Origin of the sequence: Pseudomonas sp. ATCC 43928 (genome assembly GCF_005938665.2) — a bacterium.
In the GTDB taxonomy this organism is placed as follows: Bacteria; Pseudomonadota; Gammaproteobacteria; order Pseudomonadales; family Pseudomonadaceae; genus Aquipseudomonas.
On the sequence record NZ_CP041753.1, the window covers coordinates 4,165,510 to 4,189,632 of the forward strand.

At 57.8% G+C, this 24,123-nt stretch carries 27 protein-coding genes; 18 read left to right on the plus strand and 9 right to left on the minus strand.

Annotated features, from left to right (window positions below):
* Positions 1 to 62: 62 nt before the first annotated feature.
* From FFH90_RS19005 to FFH90_RS19015, 3 genes are read left to right on the plus strand one after another with little or no spacing between them, the layout of a single operon-like run.
* Positions 63 to 1,559 carry an MFS transporter gene (locus FFH90_RS19005; RefSeq protein WP_138867849.1) on the plus strand — a complete coding sequence of 499 codons (1,497 nt, stop codon included), beginning with the start codon at positions 63 to 65 and terminating at the stop codon, positions 1,557 to 1,559.
* Positions 1,560 to 1,565: 6 nt separating this feature from the next.
* A complete protein-coding gene (locus FFH90_RS19010) occupies positions 1,566 to 2,597 on the plus strand; it encodes an HlyD family secretion protein (RefSeq protein ID WP_018930039.1) in 1,032 nt (343 codons plus the stop codon).
* Positions 2,598 to 2,649: 52 nt separating this feature from the next.
* Positions 2,650 to 2,961 carry a hypothetical protein gene (locus FFH90_RS19015; protein ID WP_138867850.1) on the plus strand — a complete coding sequence of 104 codons (312 nt, stop codon included), beginning with the start codon at positions 2,650 to 2,652 and terminating at the stop codon, positions 2,959 to 2,961.
* Here FFH90_RS19015 and FFH90_RS19020 read toward each other — a convergent pair.
* Complete coding sequence (locus FFH90_RS19020) at positions 2,950 to 3,528, minus strand: hypothetical protein (protein WP_138867851.1); 579 nt, start codon at positions 3,526 to 3,528, stop codon at positions 2,950 to 2,952. The genes FFH90_RS19015 and FFH90_RS19020 overlap by 12 nt on opposite strands.
* 144 nt (positions 3,529 to 3,672) lie before the next feature.
* On the opposite strand from FFH90_RS19020, the gene FFH90_RS19025 reads away from it, so the two are divergent.
* Entirely contained in the window at positions 3,673 to 4,113 is a 441-nt protein-coding gene (locus tag FFH90_RS19025; RefSeq protein WP_064618583.1) for a hypothetical protein, read from the plus strand.
* 39 nt (positions 4,114 to 4,152) lie between these two features.
* Here the strand turns inward: FFH90_RS19025 and FFH90_RS19030 are convergent, their stop codons facing one another.
* Both FFH90_RS19030 and FFH90_RS30415 read right to left on the minus strand, forming a co-directional pair.
* Positions 4,153 to 4,782 (minus strand): hypothetical protein, encoded by a 630-nt coding sequence (locus tag FFH90_RS19030; protein WP_138867852.1) that lies wholly within the window; start codon positions 4,780 to 4,782, stop codon positions 4,153 to 4,155.
* A gap of 469 nt (positions 4,783 to 5,251) precedes the next feature.
* Positions 5,252 to 5,380 carry a hypothetical protein gene (locus FFH90_RS30415; RefSeq protein ID WP_256663592.1) on the minus strand — a complete coding sequence of 43 codons (129 nt, stop codon included), beginning with the start codon at positions 5,378 to 5,380 and terminating at the stop codon, positions 5,252 to 5,254.
* Between the two features lie 273 nt (positions 5,381 to 5,653).
* On the opposite strand from FFH90_RS30415, the gene FFH90_RS19035 reads away from it, so the two are divergent.
* Entirely contained in the window at positions 5,654 to 6,073 is a 420-nt protein-coding gene (locus tag FFH90_RS19035; protein ID WP_138867853.1) for a hypothetical protein, read from the plus strand.
* A 332-nt stretch (positions 6,074 to 6,405) separates the two neighbouring features.
* On the opposite strand, the gene FFH90_RS19040 is transcribed toward FFH90_RS19035, so the two are convergent.
* Positions 6,406 to 7,686, minus strand: a complete 1,281-nt coding sequence (locus tag FFH90_RS19040) for an HAD family hydrolase (RefSeq protein WP_018925648.1) — start codon at positions 7,684 to 7,686, stop codon at positions 6,406 to 6,408.
* Positions 7,687 to 7,950: 264 nt separating this feature from the next.
* Between FFH90_RS19040 and FFH90_RS19045 the strand changes: the two genes are divergently transcribed.
* Entirely contained in the window at positions 7,951 to 8,721 is a 771-nt protein-coding gene (locus FFH90_RS19045) for a DeoR/GlpR family DNA-binding transcription regulator (protein WP_085717995.1), read from the plus strand.
* 469 nt (positions 8,722 to 9,190) lie between these two features.
* Here FFH90_RS19045 and FFH90_RS19050 read toward each other — a convergent pair whose 3' ends face one another.
* Positions 9,191 to 9,526 carry a cytochrome c gene (locus tag FFH90_RS19050; RefSeq protein WP_086944916.1) on the minus strand — a complete coding sequence of 112 codons (336 nt, stop codon included), beginning with the start codon at positions 9,524 to 9,526 and terminating at the stop codon, positions 9,191 to 9,193.
* A 771-nt stretch (positions 9,527 to 10,297) separates the two neighbouring features.
* Positions 10,298 to 11,194: a LysR family transcriptional regulator gene (locus tag FFH90_RS19060; protein ID WP_172901176.1), complete on the minus strand. Its 897-nt coding sequence runs from the start codon at positions 11,192 to 11,194 to the stop codon at positions 10,298 to 10,300.
* 101 nt (positions 11,195 to 11,295) lie between these two features.
* On the opposite strand from FFH90_RS19060, the gene FFH90_RS19065 reads away from it, so the two are divergent.
* Positions 11,296 to 11,958 (plus strand): NADPH-dependent F420 reductase, encoded by a 663-nt coding sequence (locus FFH90_RS19065; RefSeq protein WP_111455147.1) that lies wholly within the window; start codon positions 11,296 to 11,298, stop codon positions 11,956 to 11,958.
* 151 nt (positions 11,959 to 12,109) lie between these two features.
* On the opposite strand, the gene FFH90_RS19070 is transcribed toward FFH90_RS19065, so the two are convergent.
* Entirely contained in the window at positions 12,110 to 12,385 is a 276-nt protein-coding gene (locus tag FFH90_RS19070) for a DUF2798 domain-containing protein (protein WP_018925645.1), read from the minus strand.
* A gap of 131 nt (positions 12,386 to 12,516) precedes the next feature.
* Between FFH90_RS19070 and FFH90_RS19075 the strand changes: the two genes are divergently transcribed.
* From FFH90_RS19075 to FFH90_RS19120, 10 genes are all read left to right on the plus strand, one after another.
* Positions 12,517 to 13,458, plus strand: a complete 942-nt coding sequence (locus FFH90_RS19075) for a LysR family transcriptional regulator (RefSeq protein ID WP_138867987.1) — start codon at positions 12,517 to 12,519, stop codon at positions 13,456 to 13,458.
* A 265-nt stretch (positions 13,459 to 13,723) separates the two neighbouring features.
* Positions 13,724 to 14,575: a putative selenate ABC transporter substrate-binding protein gene (locus tag FFH90_RS19080; protein WP_018925643.1), complete on the plus strand. Its 852-nt coding sequence runs from the start codon at positions 13,724 to 13,726 to the stop codon at positions 14,573 to 14,575.
* Entirely contained in the window at positions 14,572 to 15,369 is a 798-nt protein-coding gene (locus FFH90_RS19085; protein WP_138867854.1) for a phosphonate ABC transporter ATP-binding protein, read from the plus strand. The genes FFH90_RS19080 and FFH90_RS19085 overlap by 4 nt, the downstream gene beginning before the upstream one ends.
* Positions 15,363 to 16,190 carry an ABC transporter permease gene (locus FFH90_RS19090; RefSeq protein WP_138867855.1) on the plus strand — a complete coding sequence of 276 codons (828 nt, stop codon included), beginning with the start codon at positions 15,363 to 15,365 and terminating at the stop codon, positions 16,188 to 16,190. The genes FFH90_RS19085 and FFH90_RS19090 overlap by 7 nt, the downstream gene beginning before the upstream one ends.
* Entirely contained in the window at positions 16,187 to 16,954 is a 768-nt protein-coding gene (gene phnE, locus FFH90_RS19095; RefSeq protein WP_138867856.1) for a phosphonate ABC transporter, permease protein PhnE, read from the plus strand. The genes FFH90_RS19090 and phnE overlap by 4 nt, the downstream gene beginning before the upstream one ends.
* 291 nt (positions 16,955 to 17,245) lie before the next feature.
* Positions 17,246 to 18,028 (plus strand): transporter substrate-binding domain-containing protein, encoded by a 783-nt coding sequence (locus FFH90_RS19100; protein ID WP_138867857.1) that lies wholly within the window; start codon positions 17,246 to 17,248, stop codon positions 18,026 to 18,028.
* A 55-nt stretch (positions 18,029 to 18,083) separates the two neighbouring features.
* Positions 18,084 to 18,812: an ABC transporter permease gene (locus tag FFH90_RS19105; protein ID WP_018925638.1), complete on the plus strand. Its 729-nt coding sequence runs from the start codon at positions 18,084 to 18,086 to the stop codon at positions 18,810 to 18,812.
* Complete coding sequence (locus tag FFH90_RS19110; RefSeq protein ID WP_138867858.1) at positions 18,809 to 19,519, plus strand: ABC transporter permease; 711 nt, start codon at positions 18,809 to 18,811, stop codon at positions 19,517 to 19,519. The genes FFH90_RS19105 and FFH90_RS19110 overlap by 4 nt, the downstream gene beginning before the upstream one ends.
* A 16-nt stretch (positions 19,520 to 19,535) precedes the next feature.
* Entirely contained in the window at positions 19,536 to 20,300 is a 765-nt protein-coding gene (locus FFH90_RS19115; protein ID WP_018925636.1) for an ABC transporter ATP-binding protein, read from the plus strand.
* Between the two features lie 116 nt (positions 20,301 to 20,416).
* On the plus strand, positions 20,417 to 21,157 hold the full coding sequence (locus FFH90_RS19120) for a Mut7-C RNAse domain-containing protein (protein ID WP_018925635.1): 741 nt from the start codon (positions 20,417 to 20,419) through the stop codon (positions 21,155 to 21,157).
* 93 nt (positions 21,158 to 21,250) lie between these two features.
* On the opposite strand, the gene FFH90_RS19125 is transcribed toward FFH90_RS19120, so the two are convergent.
* Complete coding sequence (locus FFH90_RS19125; RefSeq protein ID WP_064618643.1) at positions 21,251 to 22,135, minus strand: LysR family transcriptional regulator; 885 nt, start codon at positions 22,133 to 22,135, stop codon at positions 21,251 to 21,253.
* Positions 22,136 to 22,249: 114 nt separating this feature from the next.
* Between FFH90_RS19125 and argC the strand changes: the two genes are divergently transcribed.
* Entirely contained in the window at positions 22,250 to 23,179 is a 930-nt protein-coding gene (gene argC / locus FFH90_RS19130; RefSeq protein ID WP_138867859.1) for an N-acetyl-gamma-glutamyl-phosphate reductase, read from the plus strand.
* A gap of 124 nt (positions 23,180 to 23,303) precedes the next feature.
* Here argC and FFH90_RS19135 read toward each other — a convergent pair whose 3' ends face one another.
* Positions 23,304 to 24,095 carry a LuxR C-terminal-related transcriptional regulator gene (locus FFH90_RS19135; RefSeq protein WP_018925632.1) on the minus strand — a complete coding sequence of 264 codons (792 nt, stop codon included), beginning with the start codon at positions 24,093 to 24,095 and terminating at the stop codon, positions 23,304 to 23,306.
* Positions 24,096 to 24,123: the final 28 nt, after the last annotated feature.

Sequence of the window (24,123 nt, forward strand, 5' to 3'; positions counted from 1 at the left end):
CATTGTCGCCAGCGGACGTCCCTGCTACCGCAACGCCCGGGGCCAAGCCCTCGATACGCCCAATGGCAGGTCTCGTCGGGATTTTCATCGCAGCCATGATGGCGGGTTTGAACACCCGCGTCGGCGCATTGGCGTTGGCGGATGTACGCGGCGCACTCGGTTTTGGCCTCGACGATGCCTCCTGGCTGACCACCGCGTACAGTGCCGGGGAATTGATTGCCATGCCCTTTGCGGCGTGGTTCGCCATTACGCTATCGCTGCGGCGCTTCGAACTGTGGATGCTCGGCAGTTGTGCGCTGTTGGCGGTGATCCTGCCCTTCATCCACGATCTGAACCTGCTGCTGACCTTGCGGTTTGTGCAAGGCATTGCCTGCGGCACGACGATTCCGCTGCTGATGATGGCGGCGCTGAAATTCCTGCCAGCGCCCATCCGGCTGTATGGGCTGGCGTTGTATGCGATGACCGCGACCTTCGCGCCCAATCTCTCGATCTGGCTGGCCGGGTACTGGACGGATGGGCTGTTCGACTGGCGCTGGGTGTACTGGCAGATCATTCCCCTGACCCTCATCGCCGGATTGTTGATCGGGTGGGGACTGCCTCGGGAGCCCATTCAGATCCCGCGCTTTGGGCAGGCCAATTGGTCCGGCATGGCTTGCGGTGTGCCCGCGCTCGGCTTGATCACCGTTGCACTGGATCAAGGCGTACGGCTGGACTGGTTTCATTCGCCCTTGATCACCTTATCGCTGGTGGCCGGGCTGGCCCTGCTGGCCGTCTACCTGCTGACCGAGTGGTATCACCCCTCACCGTTCATCAAATTGCAGATTCTCGGCCGCCGCAACCTGGGGCTGGGCTGCATTCTGTTCGTCTGCCTGTTGGTGGTGCTGATGTCCAGCTCACTCTTGCCGGCCAGTTATCTCGGCCCTTTGCAGAACTACCGGCCCCTGCAAATGGCATCGATCGGTTTGATCGTCGCCTTGCCGCAATTGGTCCTGGGGCCAGTCGTGGCGCTGCTGCTGTATCAGAAGTGGATCGATGCGCGCATCGTGTTCACGTTGGGGTTGTTGTTGATCGCACTGGCATGCTTTTACGGCGCGCAATTGACCTCCGACTGGAACCGCGAGCAGTTCGTCGTGGTGCAAACGCTGCAAGCGTTCGGCCAGCCAATGGCGGTGGTATCGATGCTGTTTCTGGTCACCAGCGTTGTGCAGCCCCCCGAAGGACCTTATGTGTCCGGCACCATCAACACCCTGCGCGCCTTCGGTTCACTGGCCGGTGCGGCAGTGGTCGGACAGCTGATGACCGTGCGCGGTCGTTTCCATGGGGAAATGCTGCTGGACCATGCGGCCCTGGCAGATAACGCCCTGGCGCTTGAGCCGTCCCAATTGATGGACCTCATCGGGCAGCAGTCGCTGGTGCTGTCGATCGCCGACGCCTATCGCGTGCTGGGCATTCTGGCGCTGGTATTGATTCCTCTGGTGCTGCGGCTGACCTACATCCCCGCACCCGACGTGCGTGTGGCCTCGCCCTCTTCCTCTCCTTCATCTTCCTCACACGGATAACCCATCATGGCCTTGCCAAAGAAAGCCAGGATCATCAGCGCGGTGCTACTGCTTGCAGTGGCGATCGGCGGTGTTCTCTATCTCAATCGCCCCGAATCCAGCGCATCGACCCAGTCCACGGATGATGCCTACGTCCACGCCGACTTCACCACGGTCGCACCGCAGGTGTCGGGAACGGTCGACTCAGTGATGGTCGAAGACAACCAGCTGGTCAAGAAAGGCGATCTGCTTGCGATCATTGACGACCGTGATTTCGTTGCGGCCCTGAACGCGGCGAAGGCCGAGGTCGCCAGTGCCCGGGCCGGCATCGCCAGCCTGCAAGCGCACCTGATTCAGCAGGAAACCGCCATCCGCCAGGCCCAAGCGGCCGTTGCCGCAGACGACGCTGCGCTCAAGCTGGCCAGCGTCAATCAGACCCGTTATCGCAACCTGGCCACCGACGGCTCGGGAACGGTGCAAGCGCGGCAACAGGCCGAAGCGCAATTGAGCATTCAACAGGCCCGTGGGGAAACGAGCCAGGCAGGTTTACAGGCCGCTCGGCAGCAAGTGGATATCCTGAAAGCTGATCTGGAGAAAGCCAGGGCGGCTCTTGCTCACGCGCAAGCCGCACAAGCCACCGCAGAGCTGAAACTTTCCTATACCCGCATCACGGCGCCAATCGGCGGCACGATCGGGCAGAAATCGGTGCGTATCGGTGCTTTCGTCAATGCCGGAAAACCCTTGCTGGCGATTGTTCCGCTCGATGCCGTCTATGTCACGGCCAACTACAGGGAGACGCAACTGGCGCGCGTACAAAAGGGTCAAGCAGTGGATATCGAGGTGGATGCCTTGCCGGGCGAGACGCTGCAAGGAACGGTGGACAGCCTGGGGCCGGCCAGCGGAGTCACCTACTCCGCCGTCGCGCCGCACAACGCCACCGGCAACTTCACGAAGATCGTCCAGCGCTTGCCTGTACGCATTCGTATCGATCCCGATCAGCCCGCGGCGGCGAAGCTGCGAGTCGGCATGTCCGTGACACCGAAAATCCGTATCCGGTGATATGACGCCGGTGTGTCTTACAATGCTCCAAAAGCTACTCCCAAGAATGAGAATGACCTTGCAGAGCCTAACCCCGATACCCGCCCTCACCGCCCGCGAAGTCTGCCAACGCCTGCGAGACGCCGCCCTGGAAGTCCTCCCGTTGCGGCGCCTCCACGAACCGTGTGAACCCGGTCAGGTACAGGTCGATATCGAAGGCTGGCGTCTGACCCTCGACTTCGACGGCAACCGCTTGCACCACTGCCAACACTGCCGGAGTCCGGACGGTCGCGAGGGAACACTCCAGGCCTGGCGTTACGGCACTGACCCGGTCAGTTTACTGAGCACCTGGGAGTTGGCGCAGGTTGAGCGACTATTGAGATAGCGACGACCCGTCCACCGGCGAGGAGCGAGTTGGAATATTGGCCGTAACGTACTGGATCACCTCTTCAAGCGTGTCTATGTCTGGAGCATTGCTCACTAACGCTTGCGGGCGGCACCATGGGTAATCCAGATGCGATAGCCACTCCATGATGCAGTGCAGATCAGCCGCTGGCAGGGTTTTCATGTGCTCGATGGTGATAGTGAGCCTCTGGACAAGTCCCGACTCGGGGCTGAACTGCCATTCATACAGACCGCAACCGACCCGGGCGTCGCCGGAGTGCTTGTCGGACATGCCGACCAGCCATTTGCACTGGAATGTTTTGGCCTGCGGTTCAGGTGGGTGTCCCAGGCAGAAGGTATAGACGTTTTCGAAGGTCTGGCCGAACCGCCTGACCAGCACATCACCGATAGGCCCAAGGCCTTCGACGTGGGGTGGAAACGAGATGGATCCGGTGTGCACGACCATGTCCAGGATCGCGTCCGGCGCAAAGGCCTGGTCTAACAAATGTGGACGGTTGCCGTCCTTGGCTTTGATGTACTGTCGAATCGATAGTTGAGCAGTGTTCATTGTGTGTCCGTCGCATCCATTCTGGGTTGAAAGCCGCCTCATACGAGGCTCACATGACTCGCCTTTACAAAGCACTATTCCATAAGTCCCCCAAAATAGGAAAAAGGCAGCGATGGTTACTTTCTGGCAAAGGGACTCAGCCTCATGATGCGTCGTGTCGGCTTATTGCTCATCGGGACTCTCGGACTGGCACTGATCCTGCCTTGGGCTGCCTATTGGGTCGGTCTGAGCAGAATATCGCAGTATCCTTCGCCCCCCTCTCAAGCTATATCCACTGCGCAGCGTGAGTGGGTATGGAGCCTGGCCAAAGGCTCAGGCGAGCCGGTAATAGTGCAGTTGAGCCCGTACTCATATCTGTACGACCTTTTCATTTTGAAAGGTAACAACGATAGGAATATGCAGGTCGCCTGGTGGGCGGCCTCTGAACACTTGATCAAACAGGACTCAACACAGCGAATGCTGTGGTGGCACCTGTCCGGCGCGGCTCTGACTATATGGTTAACCAGAAACTGGACAGATCAGCAGATAACAGCAGCGGCTTTCGTCGCCCTTCAGCAGCGGGGCGAGGTATATGGTGGTCACTAGCCAACAAAGCATTGGCCAGAAGCGATATCAACGGTGCGGCTAGCAGCTGGTTGTTTGACCCGCATCAATCCTGTTGACGCGCCCGTTGTCCGACCGTGTCCACAGCCAGTTATACACGTCGTATCCGCCTTCGCACTTGCCTTGCTTTCTGCCCTGGAAGTCGAAAGTCCGCCATGCGCCATTCTGATGTGAAGGTATCCCGAGCACTCTTTGAATATCTATATCTGTAGAACCTGGCCATAGGTGATTGGCAAATGACACAGGATGCAACTGTGCCGGTAACGCAGGACAGTCACTGCTCGGCCGTGCAGTCTTGAGTTTTTCGGCGACAACACTGGTCACATAGTGGCTGTCCCCGCCCATCTCGGCATTCGAGATGATCCATATCCGCACGCCGACACTTGGCTGGCTGAAGCACAACCAATACACACTTGCACCTGCATCGCCTCGATGTGCGAGGGTGCCAACGGAAGCTTCGCTCATCACCTGCGCTAGCGTTGTTTTCTCGAATTGAATGACGAACGCCCCAAGCGTAGCGCCTTGCGAAGGGGCCTCCTTCAGAGTGGCCGGCCATTCGATCACATCGAATGGGCCCATGGGCGGTGGAACAGCGGCTGTCGCGCTACAGGCGATGCTGAACGATCCGAAAAATAGCGATGACCGATTCATTGCGCGCCTCCGTTTGACTACCAACACCTCAGATCTTAGTCAACGCGATGAATTTCTGCCCTTCGCGACCGGCTGCAAACGGCCCAGAGTGTGTAAAAACGCTTCACCAAAATTGAAGTGCTCGCGTCTACGTTAAATCTGAAATTTATCGGCACGTCAGCAGATGTGGATTTTGCGTAGAAGCGCGATTTTCAGTCCGGTTCTGAGTACCTGTCGCGCTCAAAAACGTTTTTACACAGCCTCGGCCAAAAGCAGCCCTTCACTTCGCTATTCAACTATCTCCAGAGCGTGAGAAATTACCAGTCCTTCATTTCCTATCAAAGGCATGTCATGACCGACACCTGACTCTCTCGAATCTTCTAGGCGCATGGAATGGGAATGGCGATACAGGGCTAATGCAGCGTTGCATGGAGGCCTGGGACACTCATCTACAGAGTTTGAATGATCTTGTGGTCGCTATTTTTTCGAATCAGAACATCGCGATCTGCTTATCGAGGTACAGCGCCGCCTGAAAGGACAGGAACGAGATGGAGCCGAGTACTTCGACGGCCAGCTTCTTGAAGCTATCGAATGCGTGCAATTCCGGGAGTAGTTTCATCCGGCGGGTTATTGTGCCCGACACTGCATTTCAGGCTTGGGGCACTTTCTATCCTCCGTGGCAGGCAGAAAAAGCCACTCGGAACAGCATTGACTCTCAAGAAACCCCCATGCCTGCCGAAAATAGGTACTGACATAGCTGACCTCCAGCACAATTTTTCGTGATCCACAGTGTTCGCGACTGCTTGCTGCCTCAACGGCTTTATCCGAGGCTGTGCCAGGGGCTGGTACTGTAGTGCTTTTCCAGTACTTATTAATTACATATGCGGAAATTATGCAGAACACAATCTTAGCTTGGCCTTACAACTTGATGGCGCTAATTTTTGGTGGCGTTATCATTTATTCATTGCTGCATTTTGGCACTAATAAAGAAATCGATATTTCCTTGTTAAAGGACGGCAAGTATTTTGCTTTTCGCGAAAAAGCCGGGAAGGAAAAATACAATACGACTATTTATGTAAAATCCTCCAAAAAAGTTGTAGAGATCAACGGCGTGGTGGATGGACTGGGGATAAACCAGCCTGGTCAACTTGTAGAATTTAAGTCAACCGACAAGGATTGTTTGGGTATAAAATTCAATATGATTTACATGCAATCGGTCGCCCAAATTATGGTGGTAGAGCCGTTACCGGCTGCATGTCGGATGTACGGAAATTTAAAGGATGCAGATTCGTTGGCCAAAATAGACCAGTAATCGCCGCGATTAAACTCAATCTGACATAGGCCCAAAACGATCAAAAGGGGGGGGCTGAATGGAACTGCCCCTTCTCCGTGGCCGTTTCTCCACCTTTTTCTTAGGCGTACAGTTATCGTCATCATTCATGACAGGCAGCATTCGGCCAAAAAGCGGTCTGTGGAGCGCGCCTCGTAATTCCAGGGCCACTCACAATTTTGACTCGATACGACTGACTCATTCGGGCCGGTAGCGGTAACGACTTTCCGGCGCAGAATCATCATTCCCGCAGGTACAAGGCGAGTTGCACTGCGGCTCGCGGATGGCCGCCGGCCACCCGCGAGCCAGTGCCATCAAGCCAGCAGCTTAAGCTCGTCTTTACCGTACTTGAGCGATTTCTCGTCTGGAATCATCAGGCCAGTGTGCTCGTTGCGCCCCTGCAGGATGAAGCGGGCGTTCGGGGTGCCCAACTGGGTAGCGGCCTGCTGGCTGTCGGCGCCGATCTCACCCTTCTTCATGCGGTTGACGATCACCCCCACCGCCGTATCGTTGAAGTCGCGCAGCATCCAGGCATCGCCATCGCTGTCGCCAGCCACCAACACCGGGCCATAGCCCTTCTGTTTAACCAGCACGTTCTTGATGCCAACGGTCTTGCCCGGCCCGTAGTTGAAGTGCCAGTCCGGCTGATAGCGAGTGGTGTACTTGCCGCCTTCCATCGCCATGCGCAGGCCGATCACGTTCTCAGGCGGAACGTCGTATCCGTAATGAGGATTGCCCGCGAACACGCGTACCACATCGTCGATCGAGGCGGTGCTGACATAGACATCGATGCCGTTGGCACGCAGCGTGTGCATCAGGCCGCGGATTTCCTCATGGATGCGGATGCCATGGAAGTGCGTATCCGCCACCACCCCGGCCTTGCCCGGCAACGTGCGTGAGCTCTCGTACTTGACCTTGCGCAGTGCGTCGCCGATGGCGTAGTTGTTGGAAGCCTCGGCCATCGCCTGCAACTCAGCCGTGGTCATGTTCTTGTAGAAATACAGAATCCACTTATAGCCGATCTCCACCGGGTAACTGTCGCAGATCGCGTCGTACATAAAGTAGAGCTTGGCGAGAAAATCCTTGTACTGCTCGCTGGCCTGAATCTCTTCCAGGCTCTTGTCGCCGGCGAGCCCCTTGTAGTTGGCGTGCAACCAGCGGTAATCCGCTTCTACGTCGCTGGCGATGTCTTCCATCTTGACCGGCTTGCCGTCCACCGTGGTGTAGTCCTTCATGAACGCGCCGTTCGGCACGTCCTGACGCACCACCTCAGCGAACTCATCGGGCGTCAGCTTGTACTGCAGATGATTGATCTGGTAGACCAGCAGCGCTTCTTCGCAGTCGTTCATGATGCAGGTGTTGTCCCAGTCGAACACCGCGTACGGGCGCTGGTCAGGGCGGTAGGACGCGCTCTTGACGCCGTGCTCATCGATCACCGCCTGCAGACGCTTTTGGTTGAGCGGCGACCAGCGCGCCGGGTCCAGCGCACTTGGTGTGGCCGGGGGCGTGGCGGCTTGCGTTATGCGGGACGACAACAACAGCGGACTGACAACGGAAACGGTGGCGAGGGTGTTCAGAAACTGGCGACGCTGCATGGCATAGCTCCTACTTCTAAATGAGAGGTTACAACCGAGGCGATGGCGAAAGCGTGTTTCGAAATGCGGACGAGGGGAAGAAACCGTCCGGCCACGAGGCTAGCTCCAAATACACAAAAAAACAATAATGCCTCAATATCACACAAACATGACGCGCAGGCTGCGCCAACCCAATGATCACGAGGCCGCGCCAAACTTGACAGCGACTGACGCCTCTCCACAATGCGTGCTCGGACAGCGACTCGAACAGCAGGGACACCCGGTATGTGGCAAGAAGAGCGTTACCAGCGGATCCGCGCACTACTATCGACTTTGCAGCGCGTCACCACCGACCGCATCGTCACGGAGCTGAACGTTTCACGCGAGACGGTGCGACGCGACCTGGTCGCTCTGGAGGAACAGGGAGAGTTGAAGCGGATACACGGCGGCGCCATCCGCGTTGAGGACGAAGCGCCCATCGCCGAGCGGGCGAACATCAACGTCAAATTCAAGCGTGACCTCGCGCGCGCAGCGGTCAGTCTGCTGTCGCACGGACAGACTGTGTTTATCGACGCGGGCACCACCACCGTCATCCTCGCCGAAGAGCTGGCCAAGCTGGGAGGGCTGACCGTGATCACCAACTCGTTCAACGTGGCGTTGCAATTGCGTAATCCCGCTGTGCCAGGCGGCCAGCACAACGAGGTGATCGTACTGGGCGGTTCGCTCGGCGACCGTGCTCCCGCTACGGTTGGCGGCACCACGGTGGCGGAAATTGGCCGCTATCGGGCCGACCTCGCGCTGTTATCGCCCGTCGGCATCGACGCCCAGCGCGGTGCCAGCAACTACGACCACCGCGAAGCCGAAGTGGCGCGCGCCATGGCCGACAATGCCGAAGGCGTGGTCATCCTCGCCGACTACAGCAAGATCGGCGTGGAGAGCCGCGTCGCTTTCTGCCCGCCAGAACGCATCGACGTGCTCATCACCAACCACAAGGCCAGTACCGAAGCGGCGTTCGCCGCACTGAACGCCAAGCTCAAACGTATTGTCCTGGTGTAGCAGTGGCTCGGCGGTTGCAACAGGCATTGACGCAGCGTGATGCTCCAGTGCGGCGCAACCGGGTAGATCTTGCACGACGCGACTCCGGAGCCCTCCATAACAGCCTCCCGACCTAACGTAGCCGCCAATGCTAACAGTGCTAAATGACTTCTTACGATAGCCCGCAGCCTAGATCTGGCCGCCAGCTCCATCCGTACTGCTAGATGCCTTTGGCGCGTTTAGGTTTGTGGGATGCTAACCACTCTTTCTGCTCAGCGTCTATGAAGCTGCCGAAGACGCGAAACATAGACGTCAGGTATGGCCACTTCTCCTTTGAATCAGGAACGCGTAGCAGCCAAAAAAATGGCCCGCATGCGGGCGGGCCAAATGGGAATTCTTCAAAGGAGCAGGGGTAATCTGCGCTCCATTATGTGAGCACTGCGTGAAAAGCATGTCGCCGAAACGAAAGCATTCGGTCGAAGCAAACACACTACTTTTGCTGATGCAGGTATTTCTGAATTGCATCAATTTCAAGTTTGCTTGGCTTTACACCGCTGTCAGATTTGAAGCTAGCGCTAGCCCAATGCGGCATTGGCGCCTTCAGAGGCTTCCCATGGTCGTCGATACCGCTCAGCACTGCTCGCTCAAATACTTTTGATTTCCATTCACTGGAATCTCCGGCCAGCTTAGGTGCCGATCCTCCCGTGCCTCGAGGCCCGTGACAAACAACGCAGTTATCTTGAAAAAGTGTTTCTCCATCTGGCGGTGATGCTATTGCCGATGAGCAGGTGAGTAGGGTTATGAACGTCAGAAATGCGCATTTCATTTTAGGCTCCTGGCGACCCAACGATGCCGTGAGCTGCTTAGGGGCGCTAAGTGAGAGCGTAGCAGGAGGCGAATGGCGATGGGCGAGAGGACTTCAGGTAGCGAATCCCGACACTGGGCCGGACTGCTTTCTCATGCGTGCTGGATCAGCTTGATCCGCCGCTGGACTGCGGTAAGCGACTCGCCAGCCTCCTTGACGGCTGATCTTATCTCATTCTTGGAATCCACAATTTTTTTGTGCCCAGTACTTAAGCTCGCTACCGTCCTTAACGTGAACTCTGATCTCGTCTGTGCCGCAAATGTGTTTGCGCTGCTCCATAGGGCTCTCCGTGTCTTGTTCATGATGTGAGGCGATTAAAGGATTTTAGGTATTCGGCGCGAGTACGCGCCGCTTAGCTATCCAGTCGTGCAGATATGCAGAAAAAGCGCCCCATTTGGGGCGCTGGAGTTTTAGCGATTGACTGCTTCTGGCCGATTCTGTTGAAAAAGTCGGCCATGGTTTGCGTATCAGAAAAGTACGCGTCCGAGATTGAAATCTTTACTTTTTGCAGTGGCTTCCGGACTCAGATTTCACGTAGCAGCGTGCAAAAAAGGTGTTTTCACCAGTCAATGATCAGGCAGTTTGGGCAGACCGACTTTTTCAACAGAATCGGTCGTTTACTGCCCTTGGCGACAGGCAACAATCGGCCCAACAGCAGCCAGTCAATGAAGCAGTAGCCTGCGACCGCTATCAATCACAATTCAATGCCGCTGAGACAACTCAAAAGCTTGCTCAAGGAGCACCAAAGCGGACGAGCGCAGCCTCGATAAATCGTCGGAGTTTGGCAGTTCTCTGACGATTGGCCGTGTAGAGCAAATGCATTTGTCGGCTCGGTGCTTCGTAATCAGCTAACAGTCGAACCAACTCACCGCTGCGCAACGCGGGCTCAAGAAAGTCTTCGGGACCAAGGACAATCCCGAACCCGTCCAGCGCTGCCGACAGCAGTGCTTTGCTCTCGTTGACCTGCAATCGACTGACGACTTGTACCCGTTCAACTGCGGAGCCTTTGCAGAATACCCATTCGCGGTCGGCCGGCCGGGACCAATAGGCATACCCCAGACACTCATGGTTCTTCAGATCATCCGGTATTTGCGGCACTCCGCGGTCGGTCAAGTAGCTCGGTGCCGCACAGGCTACCAACCGATAAGGTGCCAACGGCCTGGCGGTCAAACTGGACGCGGTCAACGGGCCAATTCTGAAAGTCACTTCATAACCCTCCTCCACCAGATCGACGAAGCGATCGGTCAAATGCAGATCGATTTCGACTTCCGGGTGTTGACGCAAAAACTCCGTCACAAAAGGCATGAGGCTATAGGAACCGAACGTGACGGGAGCGCTGATTTTCAGTTTGCCGCGCGGGGTGTCGTTCATGATCTGCGCCAGGGAGTCGGCAGCCTGAGCTTCGCTCAAAATGTGCTTACAGCGTTCGTAGTAAGCGCTGCCCAACTCAGTCAGGCTCTGGCGTCGGGTGGTCCGGTTCAGCAGCCGCGCACCTAGCCTCTGCTCAAGCGCGGCAACATGCTTGGCCACCATCTGCGCCGACAGGCCCAATCGCTCGGCAGCACTGGCATAGGAGCCGGATTCCGCCGCCATCACAAACGCTCCCATGCTCGTCAGACGGTCCATCATTCGACACTCCTGGTAACGAGACTAAGTAGCCGATGATTATTTATCTGCTATTGGTTGGCAATCATCATGGTTTCTTCTTACTTAACCAGCGGAGCAAGGACATGCGTATCGGCATTATTGGGGCAGGCTTCATCGGACGTGCAGTGGCGCAATTGGTCATCGCCGCGGGACACGAGGCGATGCTCAGTAATTCACGTGGGCCACAGACCATGAGCAGCGTGCGCAGTGGCATTCCTGGCAGTCAGGTCGGCACTATCGAGGACGCAGCACAATTTGGCGAAGTTGTACTCGTGGCAATTCCTCTTGAGCATTACCGAAGCGTGCCGGCCAAGTGGCTAGAGGGCAAAACCGTGCTGGATGCCAATAATTACTACCCGGAGCGCGACGGTCACATTGCCGCTCTCGACCGATTCGAAACCACCACCAGCCGCTTGCTCGCCGAGCACCTGCCCCACTCCAGCGTGGTCAAGGTGTTCAATGCAATCCTCGCCCAGGACCTGGTGCAGGACACGCGCCCGAAAGCAGCGCCCGACCGACGCGCACTGCCGATCGCGGCGGATGATCCGGCGGCGAAAGCGCTGGTGATCAAGTTACTGGACGAGATTGGATTCGACGCGGTAGATGCGGGCAGTCTTGATGAAAGCTGGCGATTCGAACGGGCTAAACCCGCCTACTGCATACCGCTGGATAAAGAGGGGCTGAAGGTTGCCTTGGCTGCGGCCCATCGGCAGGTCGAATTGCCCGAGGGATCGTGGCGTCGCTGAATAGCCCACAACCTGCTGGATCGAGAGAAGACTCGAAGCTGACTGCGGACAGTGTCAGCTTTAGGTCGACTCCGACCTATGGCGGCCGGCAACAGTCGACCCAATAGGGTTGTCCACAACGCCCCATCAATTGGGCCGCAAGCGGCCGCCCTTAACGATGTGGGTGTACAGTCAAAGACACCAGTTTGAGCACAATGGGGCGAACGACGAGTATGCACAGGAATGCCACTGGCATGGCCAATTTATAGGCGTGCAGCGCATTACTTAGGTAATCATTCTCAATACCGGAATTTGCCGCAGTGATCACGAATGACATCAAGAGCGCCATGATGGTGGCCATATACAGTGCGAAAACATAAGGCGTAGCGCGAACCGAGAGCTTGCGTTGGTTGAAAAATAGAGCTTTAGAGGATGTTTTTGGATTCATATCAGACCTTTTTGATCTTCGATTGGTAGGTGACGAACACCATAGCAAGATCAAAAATTAGCAACTAGACGGCTAGCAGTGGTTGCTTTATAAACAAAATCTTATGAATGACTCTTCTCGCTGGAACAAAGATGAACCTGTTAGGGGCGATTGCTAGCTTTATCAAGGTGGTTGAAGCGGGCTCCATCGTGGGCGCGGCCAAAACCCTGGGCGTCAGTGCGGCAGCCATTAGCCAGACCCTATATCGCTTGGAAACCCACCTGGGTACGCGCCTTCTCCAGCGCACCACGCGTAGCATGGCGTTAACCGAAAGCGGCATGGTGTACTACGAAAAAGTGAAACGTATAGCGCGTGATCTCGAATCGGCGCAAAGCGCGATCACCAGCGCGCAGACTCAACTCCAAGGGCGACTGTGCATCGCTTCTACCTCCGCTTTCGGGCGGCATGTGTTGGCGCCACTAATCGCCGGCTTCGCTGCACGTTACCCACGCCTGATACTTGAACTCTCAACCACAGATCGCAAAATTAATCATATTCAAGAAGGCATTGATCTGAGCCTGCGGATAAAACCACAACTAGAAGAGGGGATCGTCGCTCGCAAGATCGTTTCAGTCCCTTTTATCATCTGCGCGTCACCCATCTATTTGGAACGAGCCGGCTGGCCACGCGATCCTGAAGAACTCCAGCACCATGCCTGTCTACCGTTTCGCTACCCGCTAGACGGACGCTTTCTACGTTGGGGTTTTATCCGGGATGGCCAACGTTACGACGCTACTCTCAATGCGACCGCAATCAGCGACGATGTTGACGCTCTAGCCCAAATGGCCGTCCGTGGCGCGGGAATAACCCGTTTGGCGGAGTTCGTGGCGGCGCCCTTTATCGAAAGTGGCCAACTCGTTCCTCTGTTTGAACATCGCCACGCTTCAACTTATGCCTACGCTGAACCGCTCGATATTTATGTATGCGTCCAGGAACGCGCCGCCATCACACCCAAGGTCAAAGCTTTTATGCATTATTTGACTGAACATCTGGAAATGCGCTGGCCGATGGAAAATACCTTTACGGCGTCCTGATACGGTGCTTTGCCGCCTTTATAAATTCAATGGCCAAACTTTGCATCGGATAACAGTTACGAACTGCTGCTTGCCGGTGACTGCGGCCGATTGCAGCCTGATTCAACGGGCAGCTTCGGGTCGTATGCCGCCCTTCGCAATAAACCGCAATAGCCCAAAAGCAGTCAATTTCGCTCCATTTCGGCTACCCTCACAAAGCGCCACGCAGCAATCACCTTGTGCCAGGCGCCTCGACATTCTTCCGTAAATGCACCGGAGATCTTCCATGCTCAAGCGTACCCTGGCACTGGCCGTCGGCTTGTCCTTGTCTTTTTGCACCCTGCTGGCGCAAGCCGCCGAGACCCTGAAAGTCAGCGCGATTCCTGATGAAGCCCCGACCGAACTGCTGCGCAAGTTCAAGCCGCTTGGCGCCTATCTGGAACAACAATTGGGCATGAAGGTCGAGTTCGTACCTGTAAGCGACTATCCGGCGGTGGTCGAGGCACTGGCTACCGATCGCATCGATCTGGCCTGGCTGGGCGGCTTCACGTTCGTGCAGGCACGCCTGAAAACCGGCAATGCCATTCCGTTGGTGCAGCGTGAACAGGACGCCCAATTCACCAGCAAATTCATCACCGCCGACCCTGCCGTCAAGTCCCTCGCCGATCTCAAGGGCAAGACCTTTGCCTTCGGCTCGGTGTCCTCCACTTCCGGCAGTCTGATGCCGCGCTATTTCATGCTCAAGGAAGGCATCAAGCCGGAGACCTACTTCAGTCGCGTCGGCTACTCCGGCGCCCATGACGCCACCGTTGCCTGGGTCCAGGCTGGCAAGGTCGACGCCGGGGTGCTCAACGCCAGCGTGTGGGAAAAACTGGTCGCCGCCGGCAAGGTCGATACCACCAAGGTCAAAGTGTTTTCGACCACCCCTGCGTACTTCGACTACAACTGGACGGTGCGCGGAACCCTCGACCCGGCGCTGGCGGCCAAGATAAAGGCTGCGTTCCTGGCGCTCGATCCGGCGAACCCGAGGGACAAGGAGATTCTGGACCTGCAGGCCGCCAGCCGCTTCATCGAAACCAAGCCTGAGAACTACAAGGGCATCGAGGAAGCCGCACGCGCCGCCGAACTGCTCAAATGACATTGCATCTGACCCAGGTCAGCCTTACCCACGCCAACGGTGTCCAGGCGCTGCGTGGCGTGGATCTGCACATCGGTGCACGCGAACAGGTCGCGATCATCGGCCCGTCCGGCGCGGGTAAGTCGAGTCTGCTCAACCTGTTGGCCACCGCCCTGCGACCGGGCAACGGCGAGCTGCAGGTGCTCGGCGAGCGTGTCTGGCAGCTTTCTGCCCGTCAGCGTCAGCGGCTGCGCGCGCGTATCGGTCTGATTCATCAGGCGCCTCCCCTGCCCCCCCGCCAGCGCGTGGTCACCGCGGTGCTGGCCGGCAAGCTGGGTCAGTGGGGTCTGGGCAAGAGCCTGCTGAACCTGCTGCATCCGCTGGATGTTCCGGGCGCACGCGCGGCATTGGCCAGGCTGGACCTGAGTGACAAGTTGTTCGCGCATTGCCAGCAACTGTCCGGCGGACAGCTACAGCGCGTGGGCATTGCCCGCGTGTTATATCAAGCGCCCGAGGTGTTGCTGGCCGATGAGCCGGTATCGGCCATGGACCCGGTGTTGGCCCAGCACACGCTTTCGGTGCTGTGCCGCCATGCTCGGGAGCAGAACGTCACCCTGGTCGCCAGCCTGCACGCGGTGGAGCTGGCCCTGGCGCACTTTTCGCGCATCATCGGCTTGCGTGATGGACAGATCCTGTTCGACCTTGCGGCCAGCGCCGTCGATCGCGAGCTGCTCGACAAGCTCTACGCCAATGAGCAGTTGCAATCCTCGCCGATTCCTTCGGCTCCCTTGAGTGTGCAGATCCCCCGATGCTGACGTCTGACACCCGCGATCCGGCCGCCCTGCCCCGTCTGCTGCTCACCCTGCTGGCCCTTGCCTTGCTGTGGCCCGGCATCCGCTTCAGCGAGTTGGACCTCCGTGTGCTGGTGGCGAGTGACAGTCAGAGCGAGATGGGCCGGTTCGTGTCCGCCTTCTGGCCACCGGCCCATGGCGACGAGTTTATCCAGCTGTTGTTGCAAGCCACCCTGCAGACCCTGGCCATCGCCACGGCCGGCATGGCCCTGGCGTTGCTGTTGGCTATTCCCGCCGGCCTGCTCGCCAGTCGTGCTCTGTCGCTGTCTGCTGCTTCCCGCGCTGGCCACCCGAGCTATTGGGGCCAACTGTTGCGTTGGCCCATACGCGGCTTGCTGATCTTCCTGCGCAGCGTGCCGGAAATTGTCTGGGCCCTGCTGTTCGTGCGCGCCGTCGGCCTCGGCCCGACGGCCGGGGTACTGGCCATTGCCATCACCTACAGCGGCATGTTGGGCAAGGTCTATGCGGAAATTTTCGAGTCGGTCGACCAGCGCCCGGTACACGCGCTACTGCAATCCGGCAGTGGTCGGCTCGCCGCCTTTTGCTACGGAATCCTGCCCAATGTCGCTGCGGAACTGCTGTCGTACACGGTGTACCGCTGGGAATGCGCAATCCGCGCCTCGGTGGTGATGGGCTTCGTCGGAGCCGGCGGCCTGGGCCAGCAAATGGATTTGTCGTTGCGCATGTTCGCCGGTGGTGAAGTGGCCAGTCTGTTACTGACGTTCCTCGTCCTGGTGCTGCTCGCCGATCAACTCAGCCGCCTGCTGCGCTGGAGGCTGACATGAATCGCCTGCTCAACCTGACACTGCTCCTGTGCATCGGCGCAGCGGTCATCGCCTCGTTCAACTACCTGGGCATCGACCTCGGCGAGCTCGGCGGCGCCGGCAACCTGAAGCAGATGGGCGCTTATGCCCAGCGTTTTCTCAGCCCGGACCTGAGCTCGAGCCATCTACAAGCCATCGGCCACGGCGCCCTGGAAACCCTGGCCATGTCGGCCCTTGGCACCCTGCTCGCGGCGGTGTTCGGCCTGCTATTGGCATTGCCCGCAGCCGGGCGCTACGGCTGGCCTTTGCAGAGCGCGTCACGCCTGGTGCTCAACGCCTTGCGCGCGGTGCCGGAACTGGTATGGGCCGCACTGATGGTCCTGGCCGCCGGGCTCGGCCCCAACGCCGGCACCCTGGCCCTGGCCCTGCACACCACCGGTGTGCTCGGCCGGTTGTTCGCCGAAGCACTGGAAAACACCCCACCGGAACCGGCCGACGCGATCCGTTTGCAGGGCGCCAATGCCGTATGGGCGTTCTGTTACGGCACCCTGCCCAATCTGTTGCCACAGCTTCTGGCCTACATCCTGTACCGCTGGGAAAACAACATCCGCATGGCCAGCGTGCTCGGCTTCGTCGGCGCCGGTGGTTTGGGGCAAATGCTCTATGTCAGCCTCAGCCTGTTCCAGGAAGCTCAAGCCAGCACGGTTATTCTGGCGATGCTGTTATTGGTCTTGGCCGTCGATACATTGAGTAGCTGGAGCCGTCAGCGTTGGGTCAAGGCTTGAGCCAGGAAAGTCAGCGCCCTTAACCCCACACTTTGTTACCGCATACCCCAGCCGAGTGTAAAAGCCTGCTTAGGTAACAGCCTCGCAGGCTACCTCTCCCCAGCGTTCACCTGCCTGCCAAGCCCATCCCAGAGCGCTGTACGCGCTTTCTCAAGCGCCCAATCGGCGAATTGGCCGGGTGATTGCATATGCTTGTCTGTACAAGTACTTGCGTGTGCATAGGACATTTCGCAGCGCAGTACACGCGCTCTTGCAGCACAAGCGCTTTCGATGGTCCCTGGGAATAAAATAATGAAAAAAGCATTTCTCACTCTTTCTGCATTGGCTTTGTGTATGGCTGCCGGTTCTGCGCTGGCCAAGGAGTACAAGGAGTTGCGCTTTGGCGTCGACCCCTCATATGCGCCGTTCGAATCCAAGGCCGCCGACGGCGGCCTGGTGGGCTTCGATATCGACCTGGGCAACGCGATCTGCGCGGAGCTGAAGGTCAAGTGCAAGTGGGTTGAAAGCGACTTCGACGGCATGATTCCCGGCCTCAAGGCCAACAAGTTCGATGGCGTGATCTCTTCCATGACCGTCACGCCGGCGCGTGAGAAAGTCATCGATTTCTCGAACGAGCTGTTCTCTGGCCCGACCGCGCTGGTATTCAAGAAAGGCGCGGCCATCGGCATCGATCCGGCCTCCCTCAAGGGCAAGAAAATCGGCTACGAGCAAGGCTCCATCCAGGAAGCCTACGCCAAGGCCGTGCTGGACAAGGCCGGGGTAGAGACCCAGGCCTACGCCAACCAGGACCAGGTGTACGCCGACTTGATCTCCGGACGCCTCGATGCCTCGATCCAGGACATGCTGCAAGCCGAACTGGGCTTCCTGAAGTCGCCACCAGGCGCCGACTTCCAAGTCAGCGAGCCGGTCGAAAATCCCCTCCTTCCAGCCAAGACCGCCGTGGGTCTCGCCAAAGGCAACGTCGAGCTCCAGGCCTTGCTGAACAAAGGTATCAAGGCACTGCACGACAATGGCACCTATGCGGCCGTCCAGCAGAAGCACTTTGGCGATCTGAATCTCTACAGCGACAAATAATGACCCTGCGCCCATTTCCGGATGGGCTCTTCTTTGATTGACGTAGGGCTGCTCAATGTTAGAAAACCTATTGCAGATTCTTGGGCTGTCAGACTTTAGCCTCAAGGGTTTCGGCCCGCTGTTGCTGCAAGGCTCCTGGATGACGGTCAAATTATCCTTTCTGTGCTTGCTGGTGAGCGTTGGCCTGGGCCTGATCGGCGCCAGCGCCAAGCTTTCGAAATCGGCACTGCTGCGTGTCCCTGCGCAGGCCTACACCACGCTGATTCGCGGGGTGCCGGACCTGGTGCTGATGCTGCTGATCTTCTACAGCCTGCAAACCTGGCTGTCCTCGTTTACCGACTTCATGGAATGGGAATACGTCGAGATCAACCCGTTCAGCGCCGGGGTCATTACCCTGGGCTTCATCTACGGGGCTTATTTCACCGAAACCTTCCGTGGCGCCATCCTTGCCGTACCGCGAGGGCAGATGGAAGCGGCTACCGCCTACGGCCTGACCCGCGCCCAGCGCTTCCGCCTGGTGGTGTTCCCGCAAATGATGCGTTTTGCCCTACCGGGCATCGGTAATAACTGGATGGTGATCCTCAAGGCCACCGCGCTGGTGTCGATCATCGGCCTGGCCGATCTGGTCAAGGTGGCCCAGGACGCGGGCAAGAGCACCTATCAGCTGTTCTTCTTCCTGATTCTGGCCGCCTTGATCTATCTGGTGATCACCACCGTTTCGAACTACGTCTTGCGCCGGATGGAAATCTTCTACGCCGCAGGCACCCGGGAGGCCGTGCGATGATCGAGCTACTGCAGGAATACTGGAAACCTTTCCTGTTCCAGGACGGCAATCACATCACCGGGCTGGCCATGACCCTCTGGCTACTCAGTGCTTCGATCCTCTTCGGCTTCGTGATGTCGATCCCGTTGTCGATTGCCCGGGTCTCGAGCAATGTCTTGGTGCGCTGGCCGGTGCAGTTCTACACCTACCTGTTTCGCGGTACGCCGCTGTATATCCAGCTGCTGATTTGCTACACCGGCATTTACAGCCTGGCCGCGGTGCGTGCTCAGCCAGTACTGGATGCGTTCTTTCGCGATGCGATGAACTGCACCATCCTGGCCTTCGCCCTGAACACCTGTGCCTACACCACGGAGATCTTCGCCGGGGCGATTCGCAGCATGAACCACGGTGAAGTCGAAGCGGCCAAAGCCTACGGGCTGACCGGCTGGAAGCTGTACACCTACGTGATCATGCCGTCCGCCCTGCGTCGCTCGCTGCCTTACTACAGCAACGAAGTGATTCTGATGCTGCACTCGACCACCGTAGCCTTCACCGCGACCATCCCGGACATCCTGAAAGTCGCGCGGGACGCCAACTCGGCGACCTTCCTGACCTTCCAATCGTTCGGCCTCGCCGCGTTGATCTACCTGGCAGTCACGTTCTCCCTGGTCGGCCTGTTCCGCCTGGCTGAACGCCGTTGGTTGTCTTTCCTCGGCCCGGCTCACTAATTCAGGATGCTTGTTCATGTACAAACTGACCGTTGAAAACCTGCACAAAAGTTACGGCAACCATGAAGTCCTCAAGGGCGTTTCGCTGAACGCCAGGACCGGCGATGTGATCAGCCTGATCGGCGCCAGTGGTTCGGGCAAGAGCACCTTTCTGCGTTGCATCAACTTCCTGGAAACACCCAACGACGGCGCCATGAGTCTGGACAACCAGCCGATTCGAATGGTCCATGACCGCCACGGCATGCGCGTGGCCGATGCCAACGAACTGCAACGCATCCGCACTCGCCTGGCGATGGTGTTCCAGCACTTCAACCTGTGGAGCCACATGACGGTGCTGGAAAACATCACCATGGCTCCACGCCGGGTGCTGGGTGTCAGCAAGAAGGACGCAGAGGATCGCGCCCGGCGCTACCTGGACAAGGTCGGTTTGCCGGCACGGGTTGCTGATCAATACCCGGCGTTTCTCTCCGGTGGTCAGCAGCAACGGGTCGCCATTGCCCGTGCCCTGAGCATGGAACCGGAGATCATGCTGTTCGACGAGCCGACGTCAGCCCTGGACCCGGAATTGGTGGGCGAAGTGCTCAAGGTGATCCAGGGGCTGGCCGAAGAAGGCCGCACCATGATCATGGTGACCCACGAAATGAGCTTTGCGCGAAAAGTGTCGAACCAGGTGCTGTTCCTGCACCAGGGGCGGGTCGAAGAGCAAGGTGCGCCCGAGGACGTATTGGGCAACCCCAAAAGCGAGCGCCTGCAGCAATTCCTCAGCGGCAACCTGAAGTAACCGGAGCGCCTTCGAGCGACCGCAGGGTTGCTCGAAGGCGCTGGCTCAACCGGATAGTCCACCCCTCCCTGAGCCGCTGGACTCATTCTTCCTGCAGCCCTGCCATACTGTTCAGCATGACCCGTGCAACTTTCCGCTTCTACGAGGAGCTCAACGATTTCCTGCCGGCCGAGCGACGGCGGCAGTCCTTCACTTGCGAGTGCGCGCGAGGGGCGACGGTCAAGCACATGATCGAGGCGCTCGGGATACCGCACACCGAAGTAGAGATGGTGCTGCTCAACGGCGAGTCGGTGGGCTTCGAGCGGGTGATCTTCGACGGTGACCGGTTGGCGGTGTATCCCAAGTTCGAAGCGCTGGACATCAGTCCGTTGCTCAAGGTTCGTACGCAACCTTTACGGGTGCTGCGCTTCGTCGCTGATGCGCACCTTGGCGGATTGGCCAGTCTGCTGCGCATGAGCGGCTTCGACACCCTCTACGACAATGGCTTCGACGATGCCGAGATCGCCGAAATCGCCGCGCAGCAAGGACGCATCGTGCTAACCCGCGACCGCGAACTGCTCAAGCGGCGGATCATCAGCCACGGCTGTTACGTGCATGCCCTGAAACCGTCGCTGCAGCTGCGCGAATTGTACGAGCGCCTCGACCTGGCGCGTAGCGCGCGCCCCTTCAGCCTGTGCCTCCATTGCAACCTGCCGCTACACGAGATCAGCCCGGAACTGGCCCGGCCGCAAGTGCCGCCACGCGTTGGCGTCCTCTATTCGCACTTCCTGCGCTGCGATGCCTGCCAACGGATTTACTGGGAGGGTTCGCACTGGCGCGGCATGTGTGCACTGTTGGCACCTCTGCTGGACCGATAGTCGAGCGCATCGGACCAGTGCGTTGCCAGGGATCAGTGGCTTTTGCATCAGGTAGATGACGGCCAGAAGCTGTCCCTCCTCTGACAAAATCCCCTACCCCGCACTCAATTCCCACAGCACATCCAGCACATGTTGCGTAGGCCGTTCGATGTCTCGACTACGGTGGGCAATACCCAGTTGCCGCCACAATAAGGGCTTTAATGGCCGCATGACGATCCTGGTATCGGGCAATGGCGTGGAGGCTTCATGCGGCAACAACGTCGCACCATAGCCAGCCGCCACCAGGCTTTTGATCGCATCGTTGTAGTTCAGTTGAATACGCGGCGCAGGCTGCGGCCCACCACTGGCGAACCACTCCGCAGTCAAACGCGAAAGACGAGTGGTGTTGTCATTCAGAATCAATGGCTGAGTGGACAGCCAGTCGGGGGTCACAACCTCCGGGGATTCCCAGCGAGCTGGCAAGAAGGCCATGACCGGGTCCCGTCGCCATGGCTCGATCCGCAAGCCCTTCACCGGGGACTGCGGCAGCGCGACCAAACCGATTTCCAACGAGCCCTCGGCAAGCTTCTTCAGAGTTTCCTGCGACGTGAGCACCGCGACCTGCACATCGATAGCGGGATGGCGCTGGCTCAACGTCTCCAAAGCGTGCGGCATCAACTGTGCGATGGCCCCCGTGGAGGCGCCTAGCCGCACACGCCCGGCCAATCCCTGTACCTGACGTTCCACGTCCTCAAGCGCCTGCTCCGCATCCGCCAACAGACGCCGCGCACGTTCCACCAGTGTGTTCCCAATCGCCGAAGGCTGAACGCGCCCACGCGTGCGCGACAACAGCTTGCCGCCCACGCGCGCCTCCAGGTCGGCGATATGCAAACTGACCGTGGGTGGCGCCAAGTGCAGCACACGGGCCGCCTCGGCAAATGAACCCAGGTCGGCAATCGCCACCAACGTGCGCAGACGGTCCAGGCTGATTTCGCGCATGAGTGACCCCTCGTTCAGAAAAACTGAATTTCATCGTTTATAAATTCAACTTTTCCTATCTTAGCGCCTCACTGAAGATTGGAACTCCTGATTTCCAACGTCCGAGAGCATTCCATGGCAAGTCCCCTTGTATTCATCGATGGCGACCAAGGCACCACCGGGTTGCAAATCCATCAACGCCTACGCGACCGCAGCGATCTGCGGCTTATCACTCTCAGCCCCGAATATCGCAAGGATCCGCAACGTCGCGCCGAAGCCATCAACAACTGCGACATCGCGATTCTGTGCTTGCCCGACCAAGCCGCGCGCGACGCTGTAGCGACCATCGAAAACCCCGCCGTGCGGGTGATCGATGCGAGTTCGGCGCACCGCACCCATCCAGACTGGACCTATGGTTTCGCGGAGATGAATCCGCAGCAGAGCCAACGCATCGCCGCCGCACGACGGGTCAGCAATCCCGGTTGCTATCCAACGGGGGCCATAGGGTTGCTGCGCCCTTTACTGGAGGCCGGATTACTGCCCAGGGATTACCCGATGAACATTCATGCCGTGTCGGGTTATTCCGGGAAAGGACGTGTCGGGGTGGAAGAGCATGAGGGAGAAGACGCAGCACAGGCGTCGGCGTTTCAGGTCTATGGGCTGGGGTTGGCACACAAACATATTCCAGAGATTCAACAACAAAGCGGTCTGACGGAGCGGCCGATGTTTGTGCCGGCCTATGGCGCTTTTCGGCAGGGGATCGTGCTGACCATCCCCTTGCAAACCCGGTTGTTGGCGCCAAGTGTGAGTGCGGTGCAGTTACATGCGTGTCTGATGCAGCACTACGCCGATACGAGCCATGTACAGGTGATGTCGATGCTGGAGGCTAAAGGGCTGACGTCCCTTGATCCTCAGGCACTTAACGGGACTGATGATCTGCGACTGTCTGTGTTTGAGAATGACGAAACGGGCCAGGTTTTGTTGGCTGCGGTGTTTGACAATCTTGGGAAGGGAGCAGCTGGAGCTGCAGTGCAGAATCTGGATTTGATGCTTGCAGGAACATGACTCCGATGACCCGCGCGAATTAGCGTGATGCCCTCGTCCCGAACCGGGATTTAGAGGTCAGGCAAGGTTCGCACCTGAAGCCGTGAACCCATTTAACGGTAATATCCAGACTAAAACGCCGACTTCAACTTGTAGAGAAAACATCTTGTTTGGGCATAAAAAATCGAGCAAACAGCTCGGATTGTGACTTGATATTTAATTTGGCATAAATATTGCGCCGATGAACCTTTATCGTTTCCACCGAGAGGGAAAGCTTTCCGGCTATCTCTTTATTAGAGAAGCCACTGAGCAACAATCTGAGCACATCACTTTCGCGCGCTGTTATTTGCGTGCCCAGCTGGGTAATCGTTTCTGGCCATAGAGGTGGCTCAGCGAGATTTTTCTCTACATCAATTTCAAAACACATGCGCTGATGCATTAATGCAGTCACCCACGGCTTGATAATATCAAGCATTGTTATTTGTTCTTGATTAAAACGGACTTTGCTACCAACGGAAATACATAACGTTCTATCGGCGTCGAGCTGAACATTGTACTGAGCCTCATCCACGGAGATATATTGTGCAAAATATTGATGATAATACTCAGTTTCAAGAAAGTATTCCGGCGCAATATCCAGCAAATGAAAGAAACCGCTCTGGGGGTTTTCTCGATTAGCTATATAAAATGGATCCAGCAGGTAAAGCCCCTTCACATAGCGATGAATGAACGCGTCTACCTCTTCAACATCTGCGACTTCAGGAAGACTAACGACTTGCACTTGTTGATTGCTAAAGATCAATACAACCCAATTATCGATTTGCACGTATTCGTTTAATATACGAACAAGCGAACTCCAGAATTCTGGACGGTTCAACTGCATGATCAGCTTCCCAATCGATCGGTGCCAAGCCAGGCTATGAAGGTCGAACGGCATTTTCTACCCCTTTAGGGTTAGGGATTCG